This window comes from Catalinimonas alkaloidigena (assembly GCF_029504655.1).
Taxonomy (GTDB): domain Bacteria; phylum Bacteroidota; class Bacteroidia; order Cytophagales; family Cyclobacteriaceae; genus Catalinimonas; species Catalinimonas alkaloidigena.
In genome coordinates this window covers 1,686,593-1,709,050 of the sequence record NZ_JAQFIL010000001.1, presented here as the reverse complement: position 1 = coordinate 1,709,050, position 22,458 = coordinate 1,686,593, and the positions used below count along the sequence as shown (strand labels likewise).

Here is a 22,458-nt window from a genome sequence, read left to right as displayed (position 1 = left end):
TTTACAGCTAAGGTTCGCTTAAAAAGTAAGGTTAACATTTACCCCAAAACTTCGTGTAGTAGGCATGGAGAGAGCCTCAACTCCTTGAGCGGGAGCTGAAGTGCTCACTGCCGATTCAGGAGAAATTCCCATATTCTGCATGTGTTCTTCTATGTACCACAGATTCCTGCCTACTAAAGAAATTCTAATGCCGGTAAATGGGGTATTATCAATAAAAGAAGGTTGGAAGTTATATCCTAAAATCACTTCCCTGAGCATTATGTAGCTGGCGTCTAACACAAACTCTTCTCCTATGTCACTCCAGGCCCTATTTGCCCAGTAGGTCTGGCCATCTACCGCTTTGGTATTCTCTTCGTATCCAATCACATTACCTCCCTCATCTGTGACTTCTACAACACCATCCAACACGCCTACATAAGGAAGATCATCTGATGCTCTTCTTCCTTCCAGTGTAAATTCACCTGTTCCTTTGGCTACCATTTGGTACTTGGTGGAGGAAGTAAGTTCTCCGCCTTGTACAAAATCTATCAAAGCATTTAAGGTAAAGCCCTTGAATGAGAAGGTATTATTTAATCCGCCGGTCCAGTCTGGGGTAATGTTGCCCAAAACACTTCTTTCGGCTTCTCGTTCATAAGTACCTCCCGAATTTACAATCCTTTGTCCATCAGGGCTACGCTTATACTTATAGCCAATGATGTTGCCGAATGCTTCTCCTGGCCTGGCTTCAATATCATTGGGATAGGAATCATAAAGGAGGTAGGTCTCTATGCCAGGGGCAAGGTCAACAATGGTAGATCTGTTTTTTGCAAAGTTAAAGGATAAATCCCAGCGGAATGAATTGTTTAATTGAACCGGAGTCGTATTCAGGGAGACCTCCAAACCAGAATTGCGAATTTCTCCGGCATTTACGACCACAGTAGAATAGCCACTGGCATTTGAAATGGATACCGGAAGAATTTGATTTTTTGTCCTTCCGTCGTAGTAAGTGACATCTACACCAAATCTATTGTTAAACAGCCTGATATCTGTACCAAATTCAATCGATTCTGTTAACTCGTTTTTTAAATCAAACAAAGGTATTCTGCTACTCATTGAAGCATAACTCTGTCCGTTAAAAGTAGAAGTGTAGGAGTTAAAACCAGCTTGAGTTAAATACGGATCTGAATCATTACCTACTTGTGCATAAGAGGCTCTGATTTTACCAAAAGTCAAAATATCTGATTCTATCTCAAAGGCATCCGTAAATACAAAGCTTGTACTTACTGAAGGGTAGAAAAAGGAGTAATTATTTTTACCTAAAGCCGAAGACCAGTCATTCCTGCCTGTCACATCAAGGAATAAATAGTTTTTATATCCTATTTGTCCCATGAAGTACACGGACTGCATTTCTTTTTGCCATAGGTAATAAGAAGGTCGTGCATCCTGTGTATTGCTCACATCATAAACTCCTTCTGCCTTAAAGTTTCTGGCATCCCATCCAGTGCGTTCTCTTTTGCGAGTCAATAGGCTTGCCCCTACCGAAAAAGAAGCACTAAAGTTATCAGAAAGGTTATCTGCTGCTGTCAGTAATATATCGCTGTTATTTTCTTTAACGAAATAGGTATCTTCCAAAATCCGTCCGCGATTGTTGGCACTGCCTCTCGCACCAACCGGCCAGATTTTTTTCCTTTTCTCAGTGTAAAAGTCAATACCGGTTCTGGCATTCACGCTTAGCCAATCATTGAACTGATATTTTGCTTCGGCAAAGCCAATGATCCGGTCTCTGTTATTGGTATTGGTCAACTCATTGACAACATAATAGGGATTGTACTGTACACCTGGCCACCTACCCCAATCCCCGGTTTCATTATAGTATTCTTCCAGAAAATCAAGAGGAACGTACCTTCCTAAAATGGACAAACCATATACAACATTATCCCCTGTTGAACCCAATTCAGGGGTATTTTCTCCCTGCTTATGGATGTAGTTCACTTTTGCGTCAAAGGATAATTTGCTGGTAAGCTGGGTTGTGGCCCTCAAGTTGACGGTTTGCTGATTAATATGATGTTTAGGAGTGATACCATTAATTGTGGTATTTCCAAATGATAACCTTCCTGTTGATTTTTCATTGCCGCCAGTCAGTGCAATTGAATTGTTGGTAACCAAACCATTTTCCCAGAAATCTCTGATATTATCTTTAGGTTGAGGTAGTAGAGGAAAAGTAGACGGTTCTTCCCCCGGATACACAAAGGGATTCACCACTAACCTTCCATCAAGCGGAGGTCCCCAGCTGTCACCATGCCATGGCTCCATGGTTTCATACTGCTTACCATCAATTTCTACCAACTGTCCGTACAGGTTGGTTCCTTCATAGCCGGTAGCAAACTTATTTTGAACATTCGGTATCAAATTTATCCTTTGGCTAGTTACATTTGAATTGATTTCCACGCCAATTCCTTTTCTTGCTCTACCAGATTTTGTAGTGATCAGAATTACTCCGTTACTACCTCTTGAGCCATAGAGTGCGGAGGCATTGGGTCCTTTCAATACTGAAATTGACTTTATGTCCTCAGGATTAAGATTACCTATCCCATCTCCAAAATCATTACCTCCGAATGTACCTGCTTCCTGAAATTTAGAATTATCTATGGGTACTCCATCTACTACATATAAAGGTTGATTATCACCTGTCAGTGAACTATTCCCCCTAATAGTGACAATACTGGACCCACCAGTACCGGAAGCGGTATTAGTAACCTGAACACCGGCTACTTTTCCTGTGAGAAAATTAGCGACATTCACTTCTCTGGCATCTTCCAGGGCTTTGGGTTCTAGCTCCTGAGCAGCATAGCCTAATGCTTTCTTTTCTCTTTCTATGCCAAAAGCGGTCACTACTACTTCTGAAAGTGACTGAACATCTGGCATTAAGCTCACATTTATTACACTGCGGCCACCGATTTCAACCTCTTTCATTGCATAACCGATAGAAGAAAAAACTATTACAGTCGCTTGATCAGGAACTGAAAAGCTATAATTACCTTCTATGTCAGTTACAGAACCTGTAGTAGTACCTTTCACTATAACGTTAACTCCCGGCAAAGGCGCATTATCCTCCCCTGAAGTTACTTTACCTGAAACCACATTTGCTTGTCCCTGAACGTTTAAGATAAAACCAAACGAAAAGTAAAGAAATAGCAATGTGATCATCGTTAGATAGTTGTTCCTCATAAATGAAAAATTTAGGAATGTGTGTTTATTTGTTTTAGGTCGCGTATACCTTTCGTTTCATTTCGTTTCATTTCGTTTTAATATTATTAATTATTATTTTCTTTTTCAAGCTTTTAAAAATTAAATTAACAAGGTTATGAAAGAATACAAAGTTGATATTCTTCATGAAGTTATAAAAAATGGCGCCTGATGTGAGCTATGGTAAGGATTAGGAAGAAATGGCAAATTATTGAAACTGTCTATGCCTGACAAATATATAAGTCCGTGTTTGAAGAAGAGCCTCAAAACCTAAGTTATGCGTGTACTAGGAGAAAAAGGGCAAAGATAACAGAGAGAAATATAGCTGATAAGCACTTCCTGTATCAGAAGATAAAACTATTTTGCAACCCCTCTGTACTTTATAGTAATGTAAACCTCCAGAGGAAGGATAAAAGTGATAAAGCAAATCAAATAAAAGCAAAAAAACGCAGAGAGATTACTATCAAATACCCCCTCTGCAATAGCATTTAAAATTACTTATTTAACATGTATAGCAAGTTAAGCGATAACAACCTGCACACCGGCATTTTCAAGCTTTTTGTGTTCTTCAGTAGGGATACCGGAATCGGTAATTACCACATCAATATCAGAGATAGGCGCAATAAAAGCAAAACTCCTTTTAAGGAATTTACTAGAATCTGCCACCACAATTACCTTCTTGGAGATTTCTATCATTACCCGATTTAGATGTGCTTCTTCTACATTAGGTGTAGACAAGCCATGTGCTGCACTGAAGCCATCAACGGCAATGAATAGCTTATCACAAAAATAATTACGGTAACTTTCTTCAGCAGTCGCACCTACTAAAGACAATGAATTTTTTCTTAAGAAGCCACCCGGAATAATCACATTTGCATTTTTATGTTCTGCTAAGATACTAGCCACATTGAGGGCATTAGTAATTACGGTCAAGGTATTGGAAGCAGATAAATTTTTTGCGATTTCAATAGTAGTAGTGCCTGAATCTAAGATAATAGTATCACCCTCTTCAACCAGTTTGGCTGCCGTCACACCAATTCGCATTTTCTCTTCGTAATGCTGTTTATTTTTATCTGATAAATCAAAGTCAACTGCTACCCGATCTAGTCTGATAGCCCCTCCACGTGCCCTGATCAGCATTTTCTTTTCCTCTAAGCGTGCTAGATCATTACGAATAGTAACTTCACTCACTCCCAGCTCCTTACTTAGTGAACTCACATCTACTTGACCTTTTGACTCTAGCCTATCCAGGATAATTACCCGACGTTCTACTGTAGTTTTTTTATCTAACTCAGACATTGATTCTCAATTTATTAACTCCCTTCCAATAGATAGAAAATTATTTTTAATGGTGTAATAATATTAAAAAGGGTAAGAAAAACCTTCAGGTTCAAAAAAAACTTAACATAGCTACTTTTCGCTCAATAATGGCAAAGAAAGTATATTAATAAGCTTTTATAACTTAAATGACTCATTTAAAATAACTATTAAAGGTTTTGAAAACAAATAATTAAGTTTTTATATTTGAATCGTAACGAAATAACAATATGAGTTTTGAAAACAACTATAAGCTAAAAGATAATCAGGAGACAATGCAGGAATACCTGGGGTATGACCTTCCTGAACTTGAATATAGAGGAGCACTGCATACAGCAAAAGAAATCTCTACCCAACCGGAACTCTGGCTCAAAACCTGGAAATTAGTTGCATATCATCAAGCTAGTCTTGCCAAATTTCTCAAAAATATATATGCTCATGAAACACTGGATATTATCATAGCAGGGGCAGGCACTTCTGCCTTTATAGGCAATATTCTTCAGGGTACATTTAAGAGAAATACCGGTAAATCAACTTATGCTATTGCCACTACTGATTTAGTATCTCATCCAGAAGATTATCTACGCCCTGAGCACCCGACTTTACTTATTTCTTTTGCCCGTTCCGGGAATAGCCCTGAAAGTATAGCAGCAGTTAATTTAGTTAATACCCGTTGTAGAAAGGTCTATCACCTTATCATTACCTGCAACCCCTCTGGACAGCTTGCTACTAATAAATATGACAAAAATACCTTTATCTTTTTGTTGCCACCAGAATCAAATGATCTGGGCTTAGCCATGACAGGAAGCTTTACTTCAATGTTGCTAACAGGCTTATTAATCTCCCAAATTGAACGATTAGAAGCACTAAAAAACCAAGTTGAGCAACTAGCTATTTATGGTGAAAAGATAATTTCTAAGTATTCTTCGTCTTTACAAAAAGTAGCCACACTTGACTTTCAAAGAGCAATTTTTCTGGGCTCTGGTCCACTACTTGGAACAGCCAGAGAGTCACAACTGAAATTACAGGAACTTACTGATGGCAAGGTTATTTGTAACTATGACTCTTTTTTAGGATTACGTCATGGGCCACAAGCAGTAATCAACTCACATACACTCCTGGTTTATTTATTTTCCAATAGAGAATATGTTCATCCCTATGAAGTTGACTTAATAAAAGCTATTAATAAGGGGGAAAAAGGTTTGTTTCAGATTGGGGTGACTGAATCTCCTCAAAAGGATTTGAAACCAGATTTGATGATAGAATTATCTTCAGGAAATGAAAAAATTGAAGAAGAGTTTCTTGCGGTATGCAGTGTCATACCTGCCCAGATAATCGGGTTTTACAAATCACTTCACCTGGGTTTGAAACCAGACTCTCCCTCTGTGAATGGAGCCATTTCCAGAGTAGTGCAGGGTGTCACGATTTATCCTTATCATTCAGCAGGTCCGCCTGAAGCGTAATTTAAATGCCTGGAAAAGTGAACAGAATGGCAACCGTAAGAAAATATCATTCTAGGATTATCAACTAACTCTAAAAATTTCATCTCCTATGAAAAAGTTTGATGTGCTAGTGGTCGGTGAACTTAATGTAGATCTGATTTTCAACAGAATTAATCCCTTACCCGAAGTGGGGAAAGAGGTACTGGCTGAACAAATGACCCTAACCCTAGGGAGTTCTTCAGCCATTTTTGCCAGTAATCTGAGCAGCCTGGGGAGTAATGTAGGATTTATAGGAAAAATTGGCAAAGACCATTTTGGTGAGTTCATACTGCAAAGTCTGAATTCAAAAGGAGTAGATACCAGTCACATTAAACAAAGTAAAGATCTGCAAACCGGTGCGACTGTGGTACTAAACTTTGGTGAAGACCGGGCAATGGTCACGCATCCTGGCGCCATGAACCATTTGGGTATACAAGATATCCAGCCTGAACAACTTGCTCAAGCGCGCCATTTACACTTTTCTTCTTTCTTCTTACAATCCGGAATTCAGGAGGAAGTTCAACAGCTTTTTCAACAAGCTAAAAATTTAGGGCTAAGCACCTCATTTGATACCCAATGGGACCCTTCAGAAAAATGGGATGTAAAACTTTCGTCTATTCTTCCTTTTGTAGATGTTTTTCTACCCAATGAAACTGAATTTCTTCACTTAACAGGCAAGCATGAATTCACTGAAGCGATTGACTCTGTAAAAGCATTTAGTAATACCATTGTCGTCAAACGAGGAAATAAGGGTTCAGTCAGTTGGAGCAAAGGACGACTACTTTATCAGGAGCCGTTCTTGAACAGAGATGTGGTGGATGCTATCGGTGCCGGTGACAGTTTCAACGCCGGTTTCATCCATAAGTTTATTCAAAAATCAGATGTAGAAACTTGCCAGGAGTACGGAAACCTGATTGGCGCTATTTCCACTACCGCTGTCGGAGGTACTTCAGCCTTCGCTGATCGTAACCACTTTACCAGGATTGCAAAAGAAAAATTCGGATACCAGGCTCATGAGACTGCAAGATAAACTCAAAGAAATGCGAGCCAATGGGACTTCCCTGCTTGCCACCAATTTCTATAACTATGAAACTTTAAAAGGTGTGGTAGAGGCAGCTTCCGCAATGAAGTGTCCCATCATCCTGCAACTTACCAAAAGTTCCATTGATTACTTAAGTTTGCCAGTAGCGGTGAACATGGCAAGAGCTGCACTGAAACAATATAAAGTAGAAGGCTGGCTTCATCTGGATCATTCCGACTCATACCAATTAATTGCCCAATGTCTGAATGCAGGTTTTGACTCTGTCATGATCGATGCCAGTGAAAAGACGATGGAAGAAAATATTGCGATCACACTACAAGTAGTTGCTCTTGCCAAAAAGTATGATGCTAATGTAGAGGCTGAACTTGGATATGTAGCCAAACTGGGTCAGTCAAAAGAGAAAGTTGGCTTCACTGAGCCCGAAGAAGCCTGTTATTTTGCCCAACAGACCGGAGTAGATGCTCTGGCAGTTGCAATAGGCAATGCGCATGGGTTCTATACTGAAGCTCCCCAAATTGATATGGAGAGGCTCAGCAAAATACATGCTGTTACACAGGCGGCTCTGGTACTGCATGGTAGTTCCGGGATTCCATCACCTCAGTTAAAGGAGGCCATCAAAAGAGGGGTTTGTAAGGTCAACTTAGCTACTGAGATTAAAAACACATTTATGACCCATCTGAAAACAGACTTGAGCGATACTCAGGAAATTGATTTGCGCCAGGTTTTTCCACCGGCTATTCTTGCGGTCACTGCGCTGGTCAAAGAGAAACTGGAAATTGTAAGCATATAATTTTATCCAACTGATGAAAACAGCGAGAAACTTTAATTTTTTTATTGTCTTAAGTATATTCATTCTCATGACGCTTCAACATTGTTCACCAAAAGAGGATTCCTCTGCTACCTATTATTCTATGGATGACTATCAGAACATAGCAAAATATGATGTACATGTGCACGTCATGACTTTTGACTCATCTTTCGTTAATTCGTCAGCAGAGGATAATTTTAAGCTCCTTACTATCAATGTGGACGTCCCTTCTTATCCCTCTTTAGAGGATCAGCAGCATTATGCGTTACACCAGGCTAAAGCTTTTCCAGATCACTTGCACTATGCTACTGCCTTTACAGTGAACAACTGGGAAGATGAAAACTGGCAAAAGATCGCTCTTGATTATTTAAAGCAATCTTTTTCTAATGGTGCCATCGCTGTGAAAGTCTGGAAAAACATAGGCATGGAATTGAAAGATCAGCATGGGGAATTTGTCATGATTAATAATTCTCGCTTTGACGCTATTTTCAATTTTCTGGAGGAAAACAATATTACTGTAATTGGCCATTTGGGTGAACCTAAAAACTGCTGGTTGCCGGTTGAAGAAATGACTGTAGCAGGTGATAAAAACTATTTTGCTACACATCCGGAATATCATATGTATTTGCACCCGGAATATCCTTCTTATGAAGATCAGCTCAACTTCCGGGATAAACTATTGGAAAAGCATCCCGATCTTAAGTTTGTAGGAGCTCACCTCGGCAGCCTGGAATGGAGTGTAGATGCGTTGGCAGAGCGACTGGATGAATATCCCAATATGGCCGTGGATATGGCCGCACGTATTTCTCACCTTCAGTATCAGGCAGTAACGGACTGGCAAAAAGTTCATGACTTCTTTATCAAATATCAGGATAGAATACTATACGGTACAGATATACAAACTGATGGTGAAATGAGCCCGGAAGACTTGAAAAAGGAGGCCCATGAGATCCGTCTTCGGCATTGGAAGTTTTTCACAAGTGATGAAACCATGAATGTTCCTAAAGTTGAAAATGAATTTAAAGGGCTAAAATTACCTAAACAGGTGATAGATAAAATATATCGTGAAAACGCTAAAAAATGGTTTCCAGGAATGTAAGTCATCCTACACGAAAAAAGAAGCTATGGAATCATGACCAATATATAAAGCAATCTAATTATGAAAGATATATCAAAAAACTATACTTCCAGCCGTCGTCATTTTATGAAAGCCTCTTCTGCGGCTTTAGGAGGAGCAGTCCTTTACCAACTTCCGGTAGAAGCCAGTGCCTATGCGACGGGTGATGATACTTTGAAAATAGCCCTTATTGGCTGTGGCAAACGAGGAGCAGGTGCTGCAGTACAGGCATTGAGTGCCGATGAAAATGTAAAACTGGTGGCTATGGCCGACGCTTTTCGCGACAGGCTGGATGAGACTTACGGTAATCTTAAGAAGATAGGAAATGTCAAAGAGAAAGTAGAAGTACCTGAGGAACATAAATTTGTAGGTTTTGATGCCTACAAAGATGCCATTGCACTCGCGGATGTTGTGCTCCTGGCCACTCCTCCTGCTTTTCGTCCCATGCATTTTGAACAAGCCATCAATGCCGGCAAACATGTTTTTATGGAGAAACCGCTGGCTTCTGATGCGCCCGGTATTCGCAAAATACTGGCTGCCGGAAAGGAAGCTAAAAAGAAAAACCTGAGTGTGGTTGTTGGCTTACAGAATCGCTATGATCCCGTTTACCAGGAATTTGTAGGTCGCCTAAAAGATGGAGCCATTGGTGAGATCATTTCGTCTACCTGCTACTACATGATAGGGCATGTCACATTGTTGCCCCGGCAGGCTGGTCAGTCGGAGATGGAGTATCAGATGCGCAACTGGCGTTATTTCTGTTGGTTATGGGCAGGCTCACCGGCAGGCTTGCAGATACATAATACCGATGTAGTCAATTGGGTGAAAGGCGCTTATCCTGTCAAAGCACAAGGTGTAGGAGGTCGTGCAGCCTATCAAGGACCCGACAAAGGAGATATTTTTGATCACTTTTATATTGAGTATGAATATGCGGATGGCAGTAAACTCCATAGCCAGATACGTACCATTGACGGGACCTATAATCAGGGAGGTTCATTCTTTCAGGGTACAAAAGGCTCAGGTGATATGAAGAAGGGATTAGTAGATATGCAGGGTAAATCTCTCTGGAGGACCAGAGGAATAAAAGAAATTAATCCCTACCAGCAGGAACATGATGAACTGTTTGCCGCAATCCGCAAAGAAAACCCTATCAATGATACGGAATGGGCTGCAAAAAGCAGTATGATGACCATCATGGGACGTATGGCCGCCCATTCAGGCCAAATGATACAGTGGGAGGATGCTATCAACTCAGAGCTGAGCCTGCTCCCTGAAAGATTCGCATGGGATGCTGAGCCTCCCGTGCTACCCGGCCCGGATGGCAATTATCCCATTCCGATTCCCGGACAAACTAAAGTAATGTAAAATGAATTTAAAATATGTTCTCATCTTTCTGCTAAGCATTTTCATGTGCTCATGCCATCAGGAAAATGATTTTCAGGACTTATTCAATGGGCACGACCTTAGTGGATGGACCAATGTAAACGGAGCCCCTACTACCTGGCGGGTGAAAGACCAAATGATTGTCTGTTCAGGCATCCCTAGCGGAGTTTTAAGAACCACACAGCAGTATGAAAACTTCATCCTTGAGGTAGAGTGGCGACATATGGAAGAAGATGGCAATGCAGGCGTATTCATTCATAGCGATGCCCTACCCGCTCCCGGTCAACCCTTTACCCGTGCAATTGAGTGTCAGGTAATGGATGGCAATCATGGGGATGTCTTTGCCATTCATGGAGCGACAATGAAACCTGACCGCCCTCATCCCCAGGGCTGGATGCGTTCCTTACCCGCTGAAGAACGTGCAAAGCCAACTGGTGAATGGAACCACTACCGTATTGAGAGCCGTGATGGCCGCATAAGCCTGGCCGTCAATGGAAAAGTGGTTTCCGGAGGTTTTCAAAGCAATCCAAGGAAAGGCTATATATGCCTGGAGTCTGAAGGTTCTGAGGTGCACTTCCGAAATATACGTATCCAAGAACTTCCTTCTACGCATCCTGAGCCACACGAAATTGCCACGCTAGATCAGGGCTTTGTATCTCTTTACAATGGAGTGGATTTATCGCAATGGGAAATGAAGCCAGGCCACCAAGGACATTGGACAGCACAGGACTGGAAACTGGATTATGACGGTAAAAGCGAAGAGCAAGACAAATGTCTCTGGTCCCGGAAATCGTATAAAGATTTTGAGCTTATAGCAGATGTTCGTTTGACAAGAGAGCCTGAAACGACCATGCTGCCTGTAGTACTGCCCAACGGAGAAAATGCCACATTAGAAGATGGCAGTGAAAAACAAGCTCCGGTAGCTTATGCTGGTGACACTGGAATTTATTTGAGAGGAAGTTCTAAAAGCCAGGTCAACATAGGCATCAGAAACATTGGTTCCGGTGAAATCTATGGGTATCGGGTAGATAAAAAACTTTCGCCTGAAGTGCGAGCCTCTGTGGTACCAAAAGTCAAAGCAGACCACCCCCCAGGTGAATGGAACAGGTTTATCATTACCATGAAGGATAAGAGAGTAAGTATAGAACTGAATAATCAAGAGGTAATTCAGGATGCATTACTACCGGGAATTCCTGATGAAGGGCCTATTGCCTTGCAGGATGATCATGCTGAAGGAAATACTTTTCAGTTTGCGAACTTATTTATCAAAGAGCTAAAATGACATTAGGGCCAACCTAATTCCACACAAAATTCAGATCTAAACTACTTACAGAAATAAAAGATGAGAAAAATCCTAATGGCAAAGTGCTGTAAAAGTGTTATCAGTTTTATTGGCTTGATCAGGTTCATTTGCACCCGTCAACTACAGTGGTTCGTAGTACTGCTTTTAGTTATGATCTTATCACAAAACATTCTGGCACAAGATAAGCCAACGGCGCTGTCAGAGATTGGCATTCATCTGATCCCCTACCCTCAGGAAGTTAATTTAGAAGGTGCTGATTTTATACTCAATAATCATATAGTAATAGATCCTAATGCTACTGAAAAAGATAAGTTTGCAGCCCATGAGCTTTCAAACACCTTACATCAAGAGTATAAACAACAAACCAATATCACATCAACAGCTAAAACGAATGCCATTATTCTGACAAGAAAAGGTGCGCCTAAGGATATTGGAGAAGAAGGTTATCATGTAACTGTCAACGACCAGCAGCTTAGTATTCATGCTCAGGGAGAAGCAGGTCTGTTTTATGGCGCTCAAACTTTGCTACAGTTGATTCAAAAAAATGCTTCAGAAGCTCCCTATATAAAAGGTATGGAAATCAAAGACTGGCCGGATACGCCACAAAGAGCAGCTCATTATGATACCAAGCATCATCAGGACAAAAAGGAATACGTAAAAAGCTTCATTCGGGACCTGGCAAGATATAAAATCAATATGTTGGTGTGGGAGTGGGAAGATAAATTCGCTTATCCAAGTCATCCTGAAATTGGCGCTCCCGGAGCCTTTACCATGGAAGAAATGCAGGAGTTTACCAGATATGCTCAGCAACATCATGTCCAGATCGTACCTCTGGTACAGGGGCTTGGTCATGTGAGCTTCATACTTAAATGGCCTCAGTATGCTCACCTGAGAGAAATCCCTGCATCTAATTGGGAATTTGCCCCCTTAAAGATGGCACCTATGATCTGCTTTTTGATCTCTGGGAAGACGCTATTGAAGCCACTCCGGGCTCTCAATACATTCATATTGGTTCTGATGAAACCTTTGAGCTTGGGATGGGCCCTGAATGCCAGGTGAAAGCAAAAGAAATAGGTAACAGTGGTATTTATCACCTTTTTGTGAATAGAGCAGCCAAGTATTTACAGAAAACGGGCCGTGAAGTTATGGTTTGGGAGAGACCTATGGGCTGGAAAATGAGTGATTCACCAGCCAAAGGAGTTGTTCCTCAAAAGGATGTAATTCTTACTGAAAGTTATGATTATGAAACTCCTGACTTTCAATATGCCAAAGAGGCAAAAGCGCTGGGGTATACATTATATGCTTACGACCCTAATCCTGGCATTGAGCAGCTGTTTCTTCCTTATTATTTTCGTAAAAACAGAGATAAAAAAATTATGGGAAGTCTGGAGCGCTCCTATAATTTTTTAACCTCCAACATTGGTTCTGGCCTATTTGATGGTATGATCAACACTTCCTGGGATGATGCGGGTTTGCACAATCAGGTATGGATGCTCAGCTTCGCCACCTCCGCTGAATACGCATGGAGTGCCGATAATCCGGGACTGGAAGAGTTTAAAGAAAAATTCTTCTTCAACTATTACGGTGATGCGGTAAAGGATGTGGATGAACTTTTTATGTTGCTGAACGAGGGAGCTTTTTATTATATGGAAAGTTTTGAGCGGAAGATATGGCATCATGCCAATGTGGGCAAAACACATTTACCCGACTTACCTCGGGGTGATGCCCTTGAGTACGATCCTTACTGGAATCGGGAATATGCGGAGCGGATAGAAAAGTCAAAAGAAATGTATGAAAAAATGGACAGGGCAATATTGATCTGCCAGGAAAACATAAAGAGGCATATAAAAAATACTTATGATTTTGAAGTATTTGCCACCATTGCCAAGCTAATTAGACACACTGCTCATACCTATCTGGACTTATCAGCGCTAGAAAAGGCCATTACTGAAGCACATAAACAGCATTTCTTGAGTCATGAAGCTTATCCTGTCTCATAATTTATCTGCGAAGCGAGAAGGTATCCATGGCAGAGTTGAGAGAAGATGGCCCACCCTCTCCACATGGTTTTTTCTCCAGGGAAGGGCTGCTTTTTAGTAGGCGTAAACCCGGCCAGGGCAGCGATGATGATCAATGCCTGCTGTACACTGAGTTCTTTTCTGCCACTATGCTTTTCTAAGACTTCTATTTGTAGCGGTTCAAATATTTTCTCTGCAGCTAATTGGGCACTTTCTGCTGCCAGATGCTTAAGCCAGATCAATTGCCAGGCTACAATACAGAGCATAGCAATGGCATGAGATAGTCGTGTGAAAGTATCAAACTGTAGCTTTTCTATCTGCATACCACTCTTCAGCACCATATGCCAGCGTTCAATCACCCATCGTTTCCGGTAATAATCTATCATCAGCAAAGCAGCAGCTTGATCTTCTATATTGATGGTAGTGAGTAAATACCATAGCAGAGGCGGTTCGCTGCGCGGTTCTTCTCCTGCCGGAGTATGTGTTTCTTGAGCTACTACCACCCATAAGTCAATATCTTCTCCTTTTTTATAAGTAGGGACAGGGCATGTGATCTTACCCCAGCTTACCTGCAGCTTAGCATTACGCTCTTTTCTCTTGCTGGTCCTGGGCAGGTAAACTTCTACTTTAGTAGTATTGGGAAAAACCACTTCTTTAAGAAGCATCTTTTCTTGCTCATAATGCACCTTTCGGTTGAGATGATGTGCCCTGAAGAGTAATTCTACATGTTTGGAGCGGCGAGCAGTCATGTACTCATAAAAATCAGATTCTCTGTCGGAGATTACGATCACCTTCTTGGCTTTAGCTAAATGCTGATCCACCCACTGTAGGGCTTCTACCCACCGATAACTCTCTTTTTCTTCTAAAGGATAAAACTGCACCTGCTTTGTACGTCCTGTGGATTGGGGAGGCCACAGCTTTTGTCCTACCAGGCCCAAAGCCGTTCCCTGCTCACTCAGAGCCATGGCCGTATGCAGGCAAAGCCCTGGATTTACATGACTGCCGCCTAAGTCGCCCAGACCTTCAGTAGCGACATGACTGGCATAATTCAAGTCTGTTGTATCCTGACTCACCAAAACCACATCCTGGTCGGCACAGCGCTTGCTCGTTTGCCTATAGTGGCCGTAGCTGACGTCTACTTCCTGTTTGGAAAATATCCGCCAGGCTGATTTACGGAAATTCTCTCCTACTGCACTACTAAAGGAAAGCTCAGGGTTAGCTAAAAGACGATCAGCCATCAGTGACAAACTCTTTGCCTCGCGTTTATCTTCTACTGCACTTCCCATAAACTCTTGCATGCCCCAACTCTCTTCCATCTGTTTACCTCCCTTTTTTTTTCAACCTAATTTACAACTTTTATAAGACATGAATAGGTCATGAAGCTGCTTACAAAAATCTGGAAAAGGCTGAAAAGATTGTAGAAGAAAGCCTGAAACGCAGGAAAAAAGTTTTTTCCGAACTGGTAGATACCTGGGAGAAGACGCGTTTGCCCAAAGGGATGTCTACAGCGTATAAAGCTTATTTCTATCAGCAAGATCGTGCCTATCATTATGCTAACCGTCGTCCTGATATGACTTACCTCATTTATGATGAACAGCTTCTGGGCATGGATGACTACTTAGACAATCTTCAGGAATATATGACTTTTTATGAAAATACTTTTCTGAAAGGTGATATGCTTCAGCAAGAAGTACCTGTACCTAATTAGTAACTCCTTGAAGAGATAAGTAGGAGAGCAAAAGTTTACAGGTATTTTCTACCTTATAATAAAAAATGCTCATGCGCTACATAATTCCTTTAACCCAAGAAGAAAGAGAGCAACTTCAAACGATGCTTCATGATAGTGTAAACCACCGAAAACGGATACATGCCCAGGCTCTATTGCTTAGCCATAAAGGGTATGAGCTCAAAATTAACGCTGATATTTGTCAGGTAAACCGCGATACTATTGGTCAGTGGTTTACTGGTTGGGAAAAGAATAAACTAACCAGTCTATCAGATGCTACCCATTCTGGTAGGCCAAGCAGCTTTGATTCACAGGAAAAAAAGTTTATTAGCCTATGTAGACAAAGCTATTCGACAGATTAAACACTTGGTGATTTAAGTAGCTGAACATTTTGGTAAGCGAGTCAGTATCTGGACGATTAAACGCATTCTGAAAGCAGCTGGGTATCGTTATTAGCGCATGCGAAGGAGTTTGAAGAGTAAGCGAGATGCAATACTGTTTTCCTTCTTTAAAGAGGAAATCAAGCCCCTTAAGGCATTAGAAGAACAAGGAGAACTAGATCTATACTATTTTGATGAGGCAGGTGTTAATTTAACACCTGCCATTCCATACGCCTGGCAACCTAAGGAAACATGCTACGAACTACCTTCTAGCCAAAGCCAAAACCTCACCATCCTAGGTTCTATAAACAAAGAATGCCAATGTCAAAGCTTCTTGTTTGATGGTGCTGCCAACAGCAGTATAGTCATCGCGTGTCTGGATGCTTTTGCCGAACAAATCACCAAAAAAACGGTAGTAGTTCTGGACAGGGCATCTATCCATACAAGCAAAAAAGTAGCACAAAATATTTCTTATTGGAAGCAGAAAGGATTGTTTCTTCAATACATACCACCCTACTGTCCTGAGCTCAATCAGATTGAGATATTATGGAAGTTTATCAAATACTACTGGTTTGATCTGCAAGCTTATCAGAATATGGAGGGGCTCAAGAAAAAGCGCCGAACGACCAGGACTTGACAAATTAAGGGAGCAGCTCAGAGCGGGAGATACTTTGGTGGTTTGGAGATTAGACAGGCTTGGTAGAACCTTAAGAAATCTGATTGAATGGGTGACCTGGTTGGAAAGTGAGGGTATCGCTTTCAAGAGCCTGCAAGAATCTATAGATACCATTACTTCCGGAGGAAAACTGATTTTCCATATGTTCGGAGCTCTTGCAGAATTTGAGCGTAATCTGATCCGGGAAAGAACTCAGGCTGGCTTATTGTCTGCAAGAGCCAGAGGAAGAATGGGTGGCCGCCCTCCTTCCCTGGATAAAAAGAAGCAGAAGTTATTGGTTAAGCTCTATCATGATAAGGATCACACCATTGCCGAAATCCTGGAGATGTTCCACATCTCTAAATCTACACTCTATAAAATCGTGCGTGAAAACCCACCTGAAATCACTGCAAATATTCCTCATCAGTAACTACTTCTAACCATTCAGTAGGACCATTTTGCCTGCCGGTAATTGCGATTTGAATAAACACCTGATCCGCACTTGCCCCATGCCAGTGGGGGACATTGGGTGGACACTTTACCACATCTCCTTTTTCAAGGGTTCGTTTCGGACTGCCTTTCTCCTGATAGTAGCCCACGCCTCCGGTAGCCAGTATAATCTGTCCTGCCGGATGTATATGCCAGTTCGTCTTTCATCTCTTCATTATGGTACTCAATCAATTCTTTTAAGGTCTTACCTCGTTCGTCTTGTCCCAGGTAACGGTTCTTGATGGCTTCTGCTGTGATCAGTCTCCTTTCTTTAGCTAAGGATTCTTTACAGGCAATTAACTGACTCTTCGCTTAGTCCAGATAATTGTTAAGTCGTTTTATCTCTTCTTTTGAGCCCCGCGTCATACCCCTTACATCATCCCATCGGTCCGAAGCAATTTTTCGTTGCATAGACATATCCAGACGTTTAGCATCCACTGAGATACGCACATAGATAGACACTTGGTTGTTCTTGTCTTTTTGGTACTTCTTGACAAAAAAAGAAATTCCAAAGGTTTTGTTACTTCGCATACTACTTTTTTTTAAGAGGTTTTAGATACTTTTAGTATGCCTAAATTTGATTTAGGCACAAATAGCGTTCAAAACGAACTAAAGCAGTTTAATTTTTATGAGCGCAACAAACTGTATTTCAATACATTACACTCATTTCTGTACCTAAAAGGTAAGTAGAAAAAATAGACCCCGCCAGGGTGGCCACGAAATAGGCACATTTTTATTGAAATAGTATGCATGATTTGGAGGGTAGAAAAACAAAAAACCCCTCAAATCATACGATTTAAGGGGTTTTTCCGACTTTTGTTCTTTGCTAAGTCGGGATGACTGGATTCGAACCAGCGACCCCCACGTCCCTAACGTGGTGCGCTAACCGGGCTGCGCTACATCCCGTAATAAGGCATTTAAAAACACCTTCTGATTTTTTAGAGTTGCAAAGATAAAGCTTTCTTAAAACTTGCCAAACCTTTCATATGATCTTCTTATATAAATTCGTTGATTCGCTAGTGAGTTAGGTAAAATTATTGCTCACCTTTTTTTACGATATTGGCAGTAAATTCAGCTTTTATACATGAAAATACATTTACTATACTTTTTCCTTGTAGCTATTCTAATGTCTGCCTGTAATAGCAGTCAACAGGCATTTAAACTCATTCAAAAACAAAAATTTATTGAAGCCAAAGGAAAAATTGATAAGGCAATCTTAAAAGATAGCCTCAACGCAGACCTCTATTATGTTTACTCCATCCTTTACACTGATACTGCTTACCAAGCTTACGATATTGACTCTTCTTTTTATTTTATCAAACAAGCCATCAAAGACTATCAATCTTCAGATGCAAAGACAAAAGAAAAACTGCATAAACAAGGTATTGATAGCTTCACACTCGTCAGGCAAAAATTATTCAACGATACTTTAGCCTTCAAAAGAGCGCAAGAATCTCATGATGTACAGTCGTATCAAAATTTTTTAGATACGCACCCTGATGCTCCTCAATCCCAGCTAGAACAAGTAATTCAAAGCAGAAATAGCCTGGCCTACAGGGCAGCAAGCAATTTGGACACCTATATGGCTTATAAAGAGTTCATGGATACTTATCCTGAAGCTGATGAATACAGGCTTGCCAACGAGAAGTTTAACACCTTAGTTTTTCGTGATAAGACCCAAGCCGGCAACTTAGCGAGTTACATAGAATTTCTAGAAGCCTTTCCGGATTCGCCCTTCCGTGCTCAGGCTGAAGAACAAATATTACAAATTACTACTGCCTCTAACCAGTTGAGTGCTTATGAGGACTTTATTGAGAAGTATCCTGAAAGTAAGCACCTCAGACTCGCAGTAAATTTGTTATTCCATCTGTACCTTGTTGATCAAGACGAAGAAAGTTTTTTTACTCAATATAATAACTACCCTTTCATAGATTCATTGCGCCAAGCTTATAAAGTTAGTAAGCGTGTTCTCGCTCCGATTTTTGAAAATGAACATTATGGCCTTCTGAACAGTCAGGGTAAATATAGTATTGAAACAAGCTATGACTTGATTCCAAACCGCTATTTATGTGAGGGTATTTCAAACCAATTCGTTCATCTGGCTACTACTGATGCGCGTAACGTCTTCCATCGTTTGCTGACTAAAAATAATGAGACGATATACGAATACCGCTTACCCATTAATAATATTAGCCATCCTGGATATTTATACCGTCAGAAAGTACATGCTATGGATGCCGGGCTCATGCTCATTGAAAATGAGAAAGGAAAATATCAATTGATGCACCAATCCGGGACTACTATTTATCCCAAAACTCCCGGTGTCTACCCTCTGGACACAGCACTATTGGTATCAGGCATATCCTCAGAATCCATGCCTTATCAGTTTGTCAAAATACAAGCTGATGGATTATGGGGATTGATAAGTTTCACCGGCCGGGTTCTTTTAGAACCGATATATGAAGAAATTGAAGATTACGGAAATTTTATAGTGGTAGGCAAGCAAAAGTCAAAAGCCATTACTAGCAGGAAAAAAATAATAGAATCAGCAGATCAACACAAGCTTAAGCTGTCTTTCATTTATGAGGATGTAGCACTCATTGACCAGGAGCATATTGCTGCATTTACAGATGAATATGAAACAGCATTAGATATTAATTTTGATACCTCAGTGCCTCTTGCCCGGCACAATATTATCCGCCTGATCAAAGGAGACGGAAGTCAGCATAAGAAGTGGTTGTTGCGTGAGAATAGAACAGAAGCATATGTAAAGAATGATAGCTTACTCAACCGAAAAAAAGCCGTCTATTACCTCTACGATAAGCAAAAGCTTGCTGACCAGCCTGAAACCATATATCAGAAAGCATATTTTAATAACCGTTGGTTGGCTTTAAAAAATAAGGAAGGCTTCCATTTGTTTGACCTACAGGCTGAGCATGAAAAGGTAGTGTATGACTCTGTTAAACTGGTGGGTGAAAGTTTCGCACTCTTATTTGAAAGTTATCAGGATGCTAAAGACAGTGTAAAGGTGTTATTCCAGCACGGTGGAAAACTTGCATTAGTTTCTCCCGAAAGAATCAATTTTTTACTGCTTAAGCCAGGAAATTCTTCAGGTGAAAAAGAAAAAGAATACTTACTTATCTCTCCTCAAAATGGGCCTAAAGAAGTCTGGAGTCAATCAGGAAAACGTGTACTGACTGGTCGTTTTTCTAATCTTAGCCTTTATCCATCAGGAAAGTTTGTAGTAGAAGATAAAGGTAAAAAAGGCCTACTTGACAGCCTGGGCAATGAGCTCATTCCTATACGTTATCAGGGTATCAGCAATTACAAAGATAGTACACTGGCCATTTTTCAAAATAAAAAATTCGGCATCTACCGTTATTCAAGCAATACCTTGATTGAACCTAAATACGATGCCATGCTTCAGCCCTACGGGCTGCCCGTCTATAGTCATGAGGACTCATCTTATTACGAAGTTTATGTTGCTAAAAACAAAAATGGATATGGTTTGATCAACCAGAATAATACCCAGCTAACTGACTTTATCTTTGATGAAATCAGGTATTGGAATGATACATCTGCCTTGGTCAGAGCAAATGAGGAATGGATGATCTATCGCTTTTCACCTACAAAAAAGTACGAGGAAGAAGGGGACTATGTATTGTATGAGGGTATCAGTGACTTTGATGTTGTAGAAACCGCTGCTCAGGAAATGGTTATCAAGATTTACAAAGAAGGTGGCTATGGTATCCTCAGCAATCAGAGAGGTGAAATTCTTGGCCCTACTTACGATGATATCAGGCTTTTTGGAAGTATCTCTGATGAGGAAAGTATTTACTATTCAGAAAAGTATGTGCCTGAGGCCGAGCTGTATATTATCATCCATATGGATTATACAGGTAAGATTATCAAACGACAGGCACTTACTTCTGAGCAATACGACAGGGTCTATTGTGAAGAATAAAGATTAGTCGTAAACTTCTATATTTCCTTTTTTGATCCGGGTGAGGAAAGACTGCATATCCTTTTTTACAAGCGGTGCTAATATATAACAACCCAGAATATTAGGCAATGACATTGCGAAGAGCATTCCGTCGGAGAAGTTGATCACACCACTCAAACTCACTGAGGCACCGATCACGATAAAAATGCAGAAAATAAATTTATAAATGGTTACCGAAATATTAGACTTTCCAAAAACATAGGTCCAGGCTTTGACTCCGTAATATGACCATGAAATCATGGTAGAAAAGGCAAATAATATTACTGCTACTGAAAGCATATAGGGAAACCAATCTATAACTGAAGCAAATGCTTCGGAAGTCAGGGCAATTCCATCGTTTACATTTTCACCCTTATACGCTCCTGAAATTACGATCACCAAAGCGGTCATGGTACAAACCACCACTGTATCAACAAAAGGCTCTAGCGAGGCCACGAAACCCTCAGTCACCGGCTCACTTGTTTTTACTGCTGAATGGGCGATGGCCGCGGAGCCTACACCGGCTTCGTTGGAAAAGGTAGCACGTCTCATCCCAGTAATCAGCGTTCCAATCAAACCTCCCCCAAAAGCCTCTCCACTAATGGCACCTGTAACAATAGTGGCGAAAGCATCAGGTACCTGTCCTATATTGGTAACAATCACGATAATTGCTGAAATCACATAAAAGGCAGTCATGAAGGGTACAATGCGCTCAGTTACACGGGCAATACTTTTGATTCCTCCAATGATCACCACTGCTACTAGTATCGCCATGATCAGCCCAAATATCCAGGTATTCTGCCCAATCATAGTGTCTTGCCCACCGGTAATCACGACAAACTGTTGGGCTGCCTGGTTAACCTGAAACATATTGCCTCCTCCAAATGAAGCACCTATCGCCATTACTGAGAAAAAAGCAGCCAGAAATCCTCCTAACCTACCCATACCTTTGCCTGCCAGACCTTTACGCAAGTAATACATAGGCCCACCGGAAACTGAACCATCAGCATGTTCATCCCTGAACTTTACGCCCAGAGCGCACTCAACAAACTTGGAAGACATGCTAAATAAACCAAATAGCATCATCCAAAAGGTAGCACCTGGTCCTCCAGTAGCAATGGCCACTGCTACTCCAGCTATATTTCCTAAGCCTACAGTTCCTGAAAGAGCAGCCGTAAGGGCTTGAAAATGAGTCACTTCCCCGGGATCACCTTCGTGCGTATATTTTCCTTTGATGATATCCAGGGCCGTACCAAAGCCGCGAATATTGATGAAGTTAAGGTAAAATGTAAAAACAATAGCCCCAGTGATGAGCCATAGTAAAATAAAGGGGACTTCAACGCCCTTTAGAGTAATAATGGGATAAAAAATTACAGAGAAAACTGCATCGGCGGCGGGATTAAAAAACTCATTGATCATCATATCAATGCTTTTCTCTTCAATATCTTGGTCCTGAGCAAGAGCGGGGAGCGTTCCCGTCAGGAACATCAGACAGAGCAGTAAAGGCTTACGCATAATTTGATTTTTATACTTAG

General features: G+C 41.0%; 19 protein-coding genes and 1 tRNA gene. 13 read left to right on the top strand and 7 right to left on the bottom strand.

Annotation, left to right across the window (positions count from 1 at the left end; genetic code table 11):
* Nucleotides 1-18: 18 nt before the first annotated feature.
* Both OKW21_RS07310 and agaR read right to left on the bottom strand, forming a co-directional pair.
* Nucleotides 19-3,207 carry a SusC/RagA family TonB-linked outer membrane protein gene (locus OKW21_RS07310; protein WP_277478743.1) on the bottom strand — a complete coding sequence of 1,063 codons (3,189 nt, stop codon included), beginning with the start codon at nucleotides 3,205-3,207 and terminating at the stop codon, nucleotides 19-21.
* Nucleotides 3,208-3,744: 537 nt separating this feature from the next.
* Complete coding sequence (gene agaR / locus OKW21_RS07305) at nucleotides 3,745-4,524, bottom strand: transcriptional repressor AgaR (protein ID WP_277478741.1); 780 nt, start codon at nucleotides 4,522-4,524, stop codon at nucleotides 3,745-3,747.
* A gap of 248 nt (nucleotides 4,525-4,772) precedes the next feature.
* On the opposite strand from agaR, the gene OKW21_RS07300 reads away from it, so the two are divergent.
* The 8 genes from OKW21_RS07300 (at nucleotide 4,773) to OKW21_RS07265 (ending at nucleotide 13,673) form a co-directional block, all read left to right on the top strand.
* A complete protein-coding gene (locus tag OKW21_RS07300; protein ID WP_277478739.1) occupies nucleotides 4,773-6,005 on the top strand; it encodes an SIS domain-containing protein in 1,233 nt (410 codons plus the stop codon).
* Nucleotides 6,006-6,093: 88 nt separating this feature from the next.
* Complete coding sequence (locus OKW21_RS07295; protein WP_277478737.1) at nucleotides 6,094-7,053, top strand: carbohydrate kinase family protein; 960 nt, start codon at nucleotides 6,094-6,096, stop codon at nucleotides 7,051-7,053.
* The gene (locus tag OKW21_RS07290; protein WP_277478736.1) at nucleotides 7,037-7,855 is read left to right on the top strand and encodes a class II fructose-bisphosphate aldolase; all 819 of its coding nucleotides are present in this window, start codon (nucleotides 7,037-7,039) and stop codon (nucleotides 7,853-7,855) included. The genes OKW21_RS07295 and OKW21_RS07290 overlap by 17 nt, the downstream gene beginning before the upstream one ends.
* 67 nt (nucleotides 7,856-7,922) lie before the next feature.
* Complete coding sequence (locus OKW21_RS07285) at nucleotides 7,923-8,972, top strand: amidohydrolase family protein (protein ID WP_277478734.1); 1,050 nt, start codon at nucleotides 7,923-7,925, stop codon at nucleotides 8,970-8,972.
* A gap of 60 nt (nucleotides 8,973-9,032) precedes the next feature.
* The gene (locus OKW21_RS07280; RefSeq protein WP_277478732.1) at nucleotides 9,033-10,352 is read left to right on the top strand and encodes a Gfo/Idh/MocA family protein; all 1,320 of its coding nucleotides are present in this window, start codon (nucleotides 9,033-9,035) and stop codon (nucleotides 10,350-10,352) included.
* 43 nt (nucleotides 10,353-10,395) lie between these two features.
* Nucleotides 10,396-11,652 (top strand): 3-keto-disaccharide hydrolase, encoded by a 1,257-nt coding sequence (locus tag OKW21_RS07275; protein ID WP_277478731.1) that lies wholly within the window; start codon nucleotides 10,396-10,398, stop codon nucleotides 11,650-11,652.
* 171 nt (nucleotides 11,653-11,823) lie between these two features.
* Complete coding sequence (locus OKW21_RS07270; RefSeq protein ID WP_277478729.1) at nucleotides 11,824-12,732, top strand: beta-N-acetylhexosaminidase; 909 nt, start codon at nucleotides 11,824-11,826, stop codon at nucleotides 12,730-12,732.
* Complete coding sequence (locus OKW21_RS07265; protein ID WP_277487627.1) at nucleotides 12,621-13,673, top strand: hypothetical protein; 1,053 nt, start codon at nucleotides 12,621-12,623, stop codon at nucleotides 13,671-13,673. Before OKW21_RS07270 ends, OKW21_RS07265 begins: the two co-directional genes overlap by 112 nt.
* Here OKW21_RS07265 and OKW21_RS07260 read toward each other — a convergent pair.
* The gene (locus OKW21_RS07260) at nucleotides 13,658-15,007 is read right to left on the bottom strand and encodes an IS4 family transposase (RefSeq protein ID WP_277478160.1); all 1,350 of its coding nucleotides are present in this window, start codon (nucleotides 15,005-15,007) and stop codon (nucleotides 13,658-13,660) included. The genes OKW21_RS07265 and OKW21_RS07260 overlap by 16 nt on opposite strands.
* A gap of 182 nt (nucleotides 15,008-15,189) precedes the next feature.
* On the opposite strand from OKW21_RS07260, the gene OKW21_RS07255 reads away from it, so the two are divergent.
* The 4 genes from OKW21_RS07255 to OKW21_RS07240 all read left to right on the top strand — a co-directional run bounded on the left by OKW21_RS07255 (nucleotide 15,190) and on the right by OKW21_RS07240 (nucleotide 16,882).
* Nucleotides 15,190-15,399 (top strand): hypothetical protein, encoded by a 210-nt coding sequence (locus tag OKW21_RS07255; protein WP_277478727.1) that lies wholly within the window; start codon nucleotides 15,190-15,192, stop codon nucleotides 15,397-15,399.
* Between the two features lie 71 nt (nucleotides 15,400-15,470).
* Nucleotides 15,471-15,779, top strand: a complete 309-nt coding sequence (locus tag OKW21_RS07250) for a COG3415 family protein (RefSeq protein WP_277478725.1) — start codon at nucleotides 15,471-15,473, stop codon at nucleotides 15,777-15,779.
* A gap of 97 nt (nucleotides 15,780-15,876) precedes the next feature.
* On the top strand, nucleotides 15,877-16,434 hold the full coding sequence (locus tag OKW21_RS07245) for an IS630 family transposase (RefSeq protein ID WP_277478723.1): 558 nt from the start codon (nucleotides 15,877-15,879) through the stop codon (nucleotides 16,432-16,434).
* A complete protein-coding gene (locus OKW21_RS07240; RefSeq protein ID WP_277478721.1) occupies nucleotides 16,370-16,882 on the top strand; it encodes a recombinase family protein in 513 nt (170 codons plus the stop codon). Before OKW21_RS07245 ends, OKW21_RS07240 begins: the two co-directional genes overlap by 65 nt.
* On the opposite strand, the gene OKW21_RS07235 is transcribed toward OKW21_RS07240, so the two are convergent.
* From OKW21_RS07235 to OKW21_RS07225, 3 genes are all read right to left on the bottom strand, one after another.
* A complete protein-coding gene (locus tag OKW21_RS07235; RefSeq protein ID WP_277487625.1) occupies nucleotides 16,857-17,090 on the bottom strand; it encodes a cupin domain-containing protein in 234 nt (77 codons plus the stop codon). The two genes, OKW21_RS07240 and OKW21_RS07235, sit on opposite strands and share 26 nt — an antisense overlap.
* A gap of 163 nt (nucleotides 17,091-17,253) precedes the next feature.
* Nucleotides 17,254-17,472 (bottom strand): Arm DNA-binding domain-containing protein, encoded by a 219-nt coding sequence (locus tag OKW21_RS07230; protein ID WP_277478720.1) that lies wholly within the window; start codon nucleotides 17,470-17,472, stop codon nucleotides 17,254-17,256.
* A gap of 300 nt (nucleotides 17,473-17,772) precedes the next feature.
* Nucleotides 17,773-17,847, bottom strand: a tRNA-Pro gene (locus OKW21_RS07225).
* 178 nt (nucleotides 17,848-18,025) lie between these two features.
* Between OKW21_RS07225 and OKW21_RS07220 the strand changes: the two genes are divergently transcribed.
* Complete coding sequence (locus OKW21_RS07220; protein WP_277478718.1) at nucleotides 18,026-20,905, top strand: WG repeat-containing protein; 2,880 nt, start codon at nucleotides 18,026-18,028, stop codon at nucleotides 20,903-20,905.
* Between the two features lie 3 nt (nucleotides 20,906-20,908).
* Here the strand turns inward: OKW21_RS07220 and OKW21_RS07215 are convergent, their stop codons facing one another.
* Nucleotides 20,909-22,438, bottom strand: a complete 1,530-nt coding sequence (locus tag OKW21_RS07215; RefSeq protein ID WP_277478715.1) for an alanine/glycine:cation symporter family protein — start codon at nucleotides 22,436-22,438, stop codon at nucleotides 20,909-20,911.
* Between the last annotated feature and the right edge of the window lie 20 nt (nucleotides 22,439-22,458).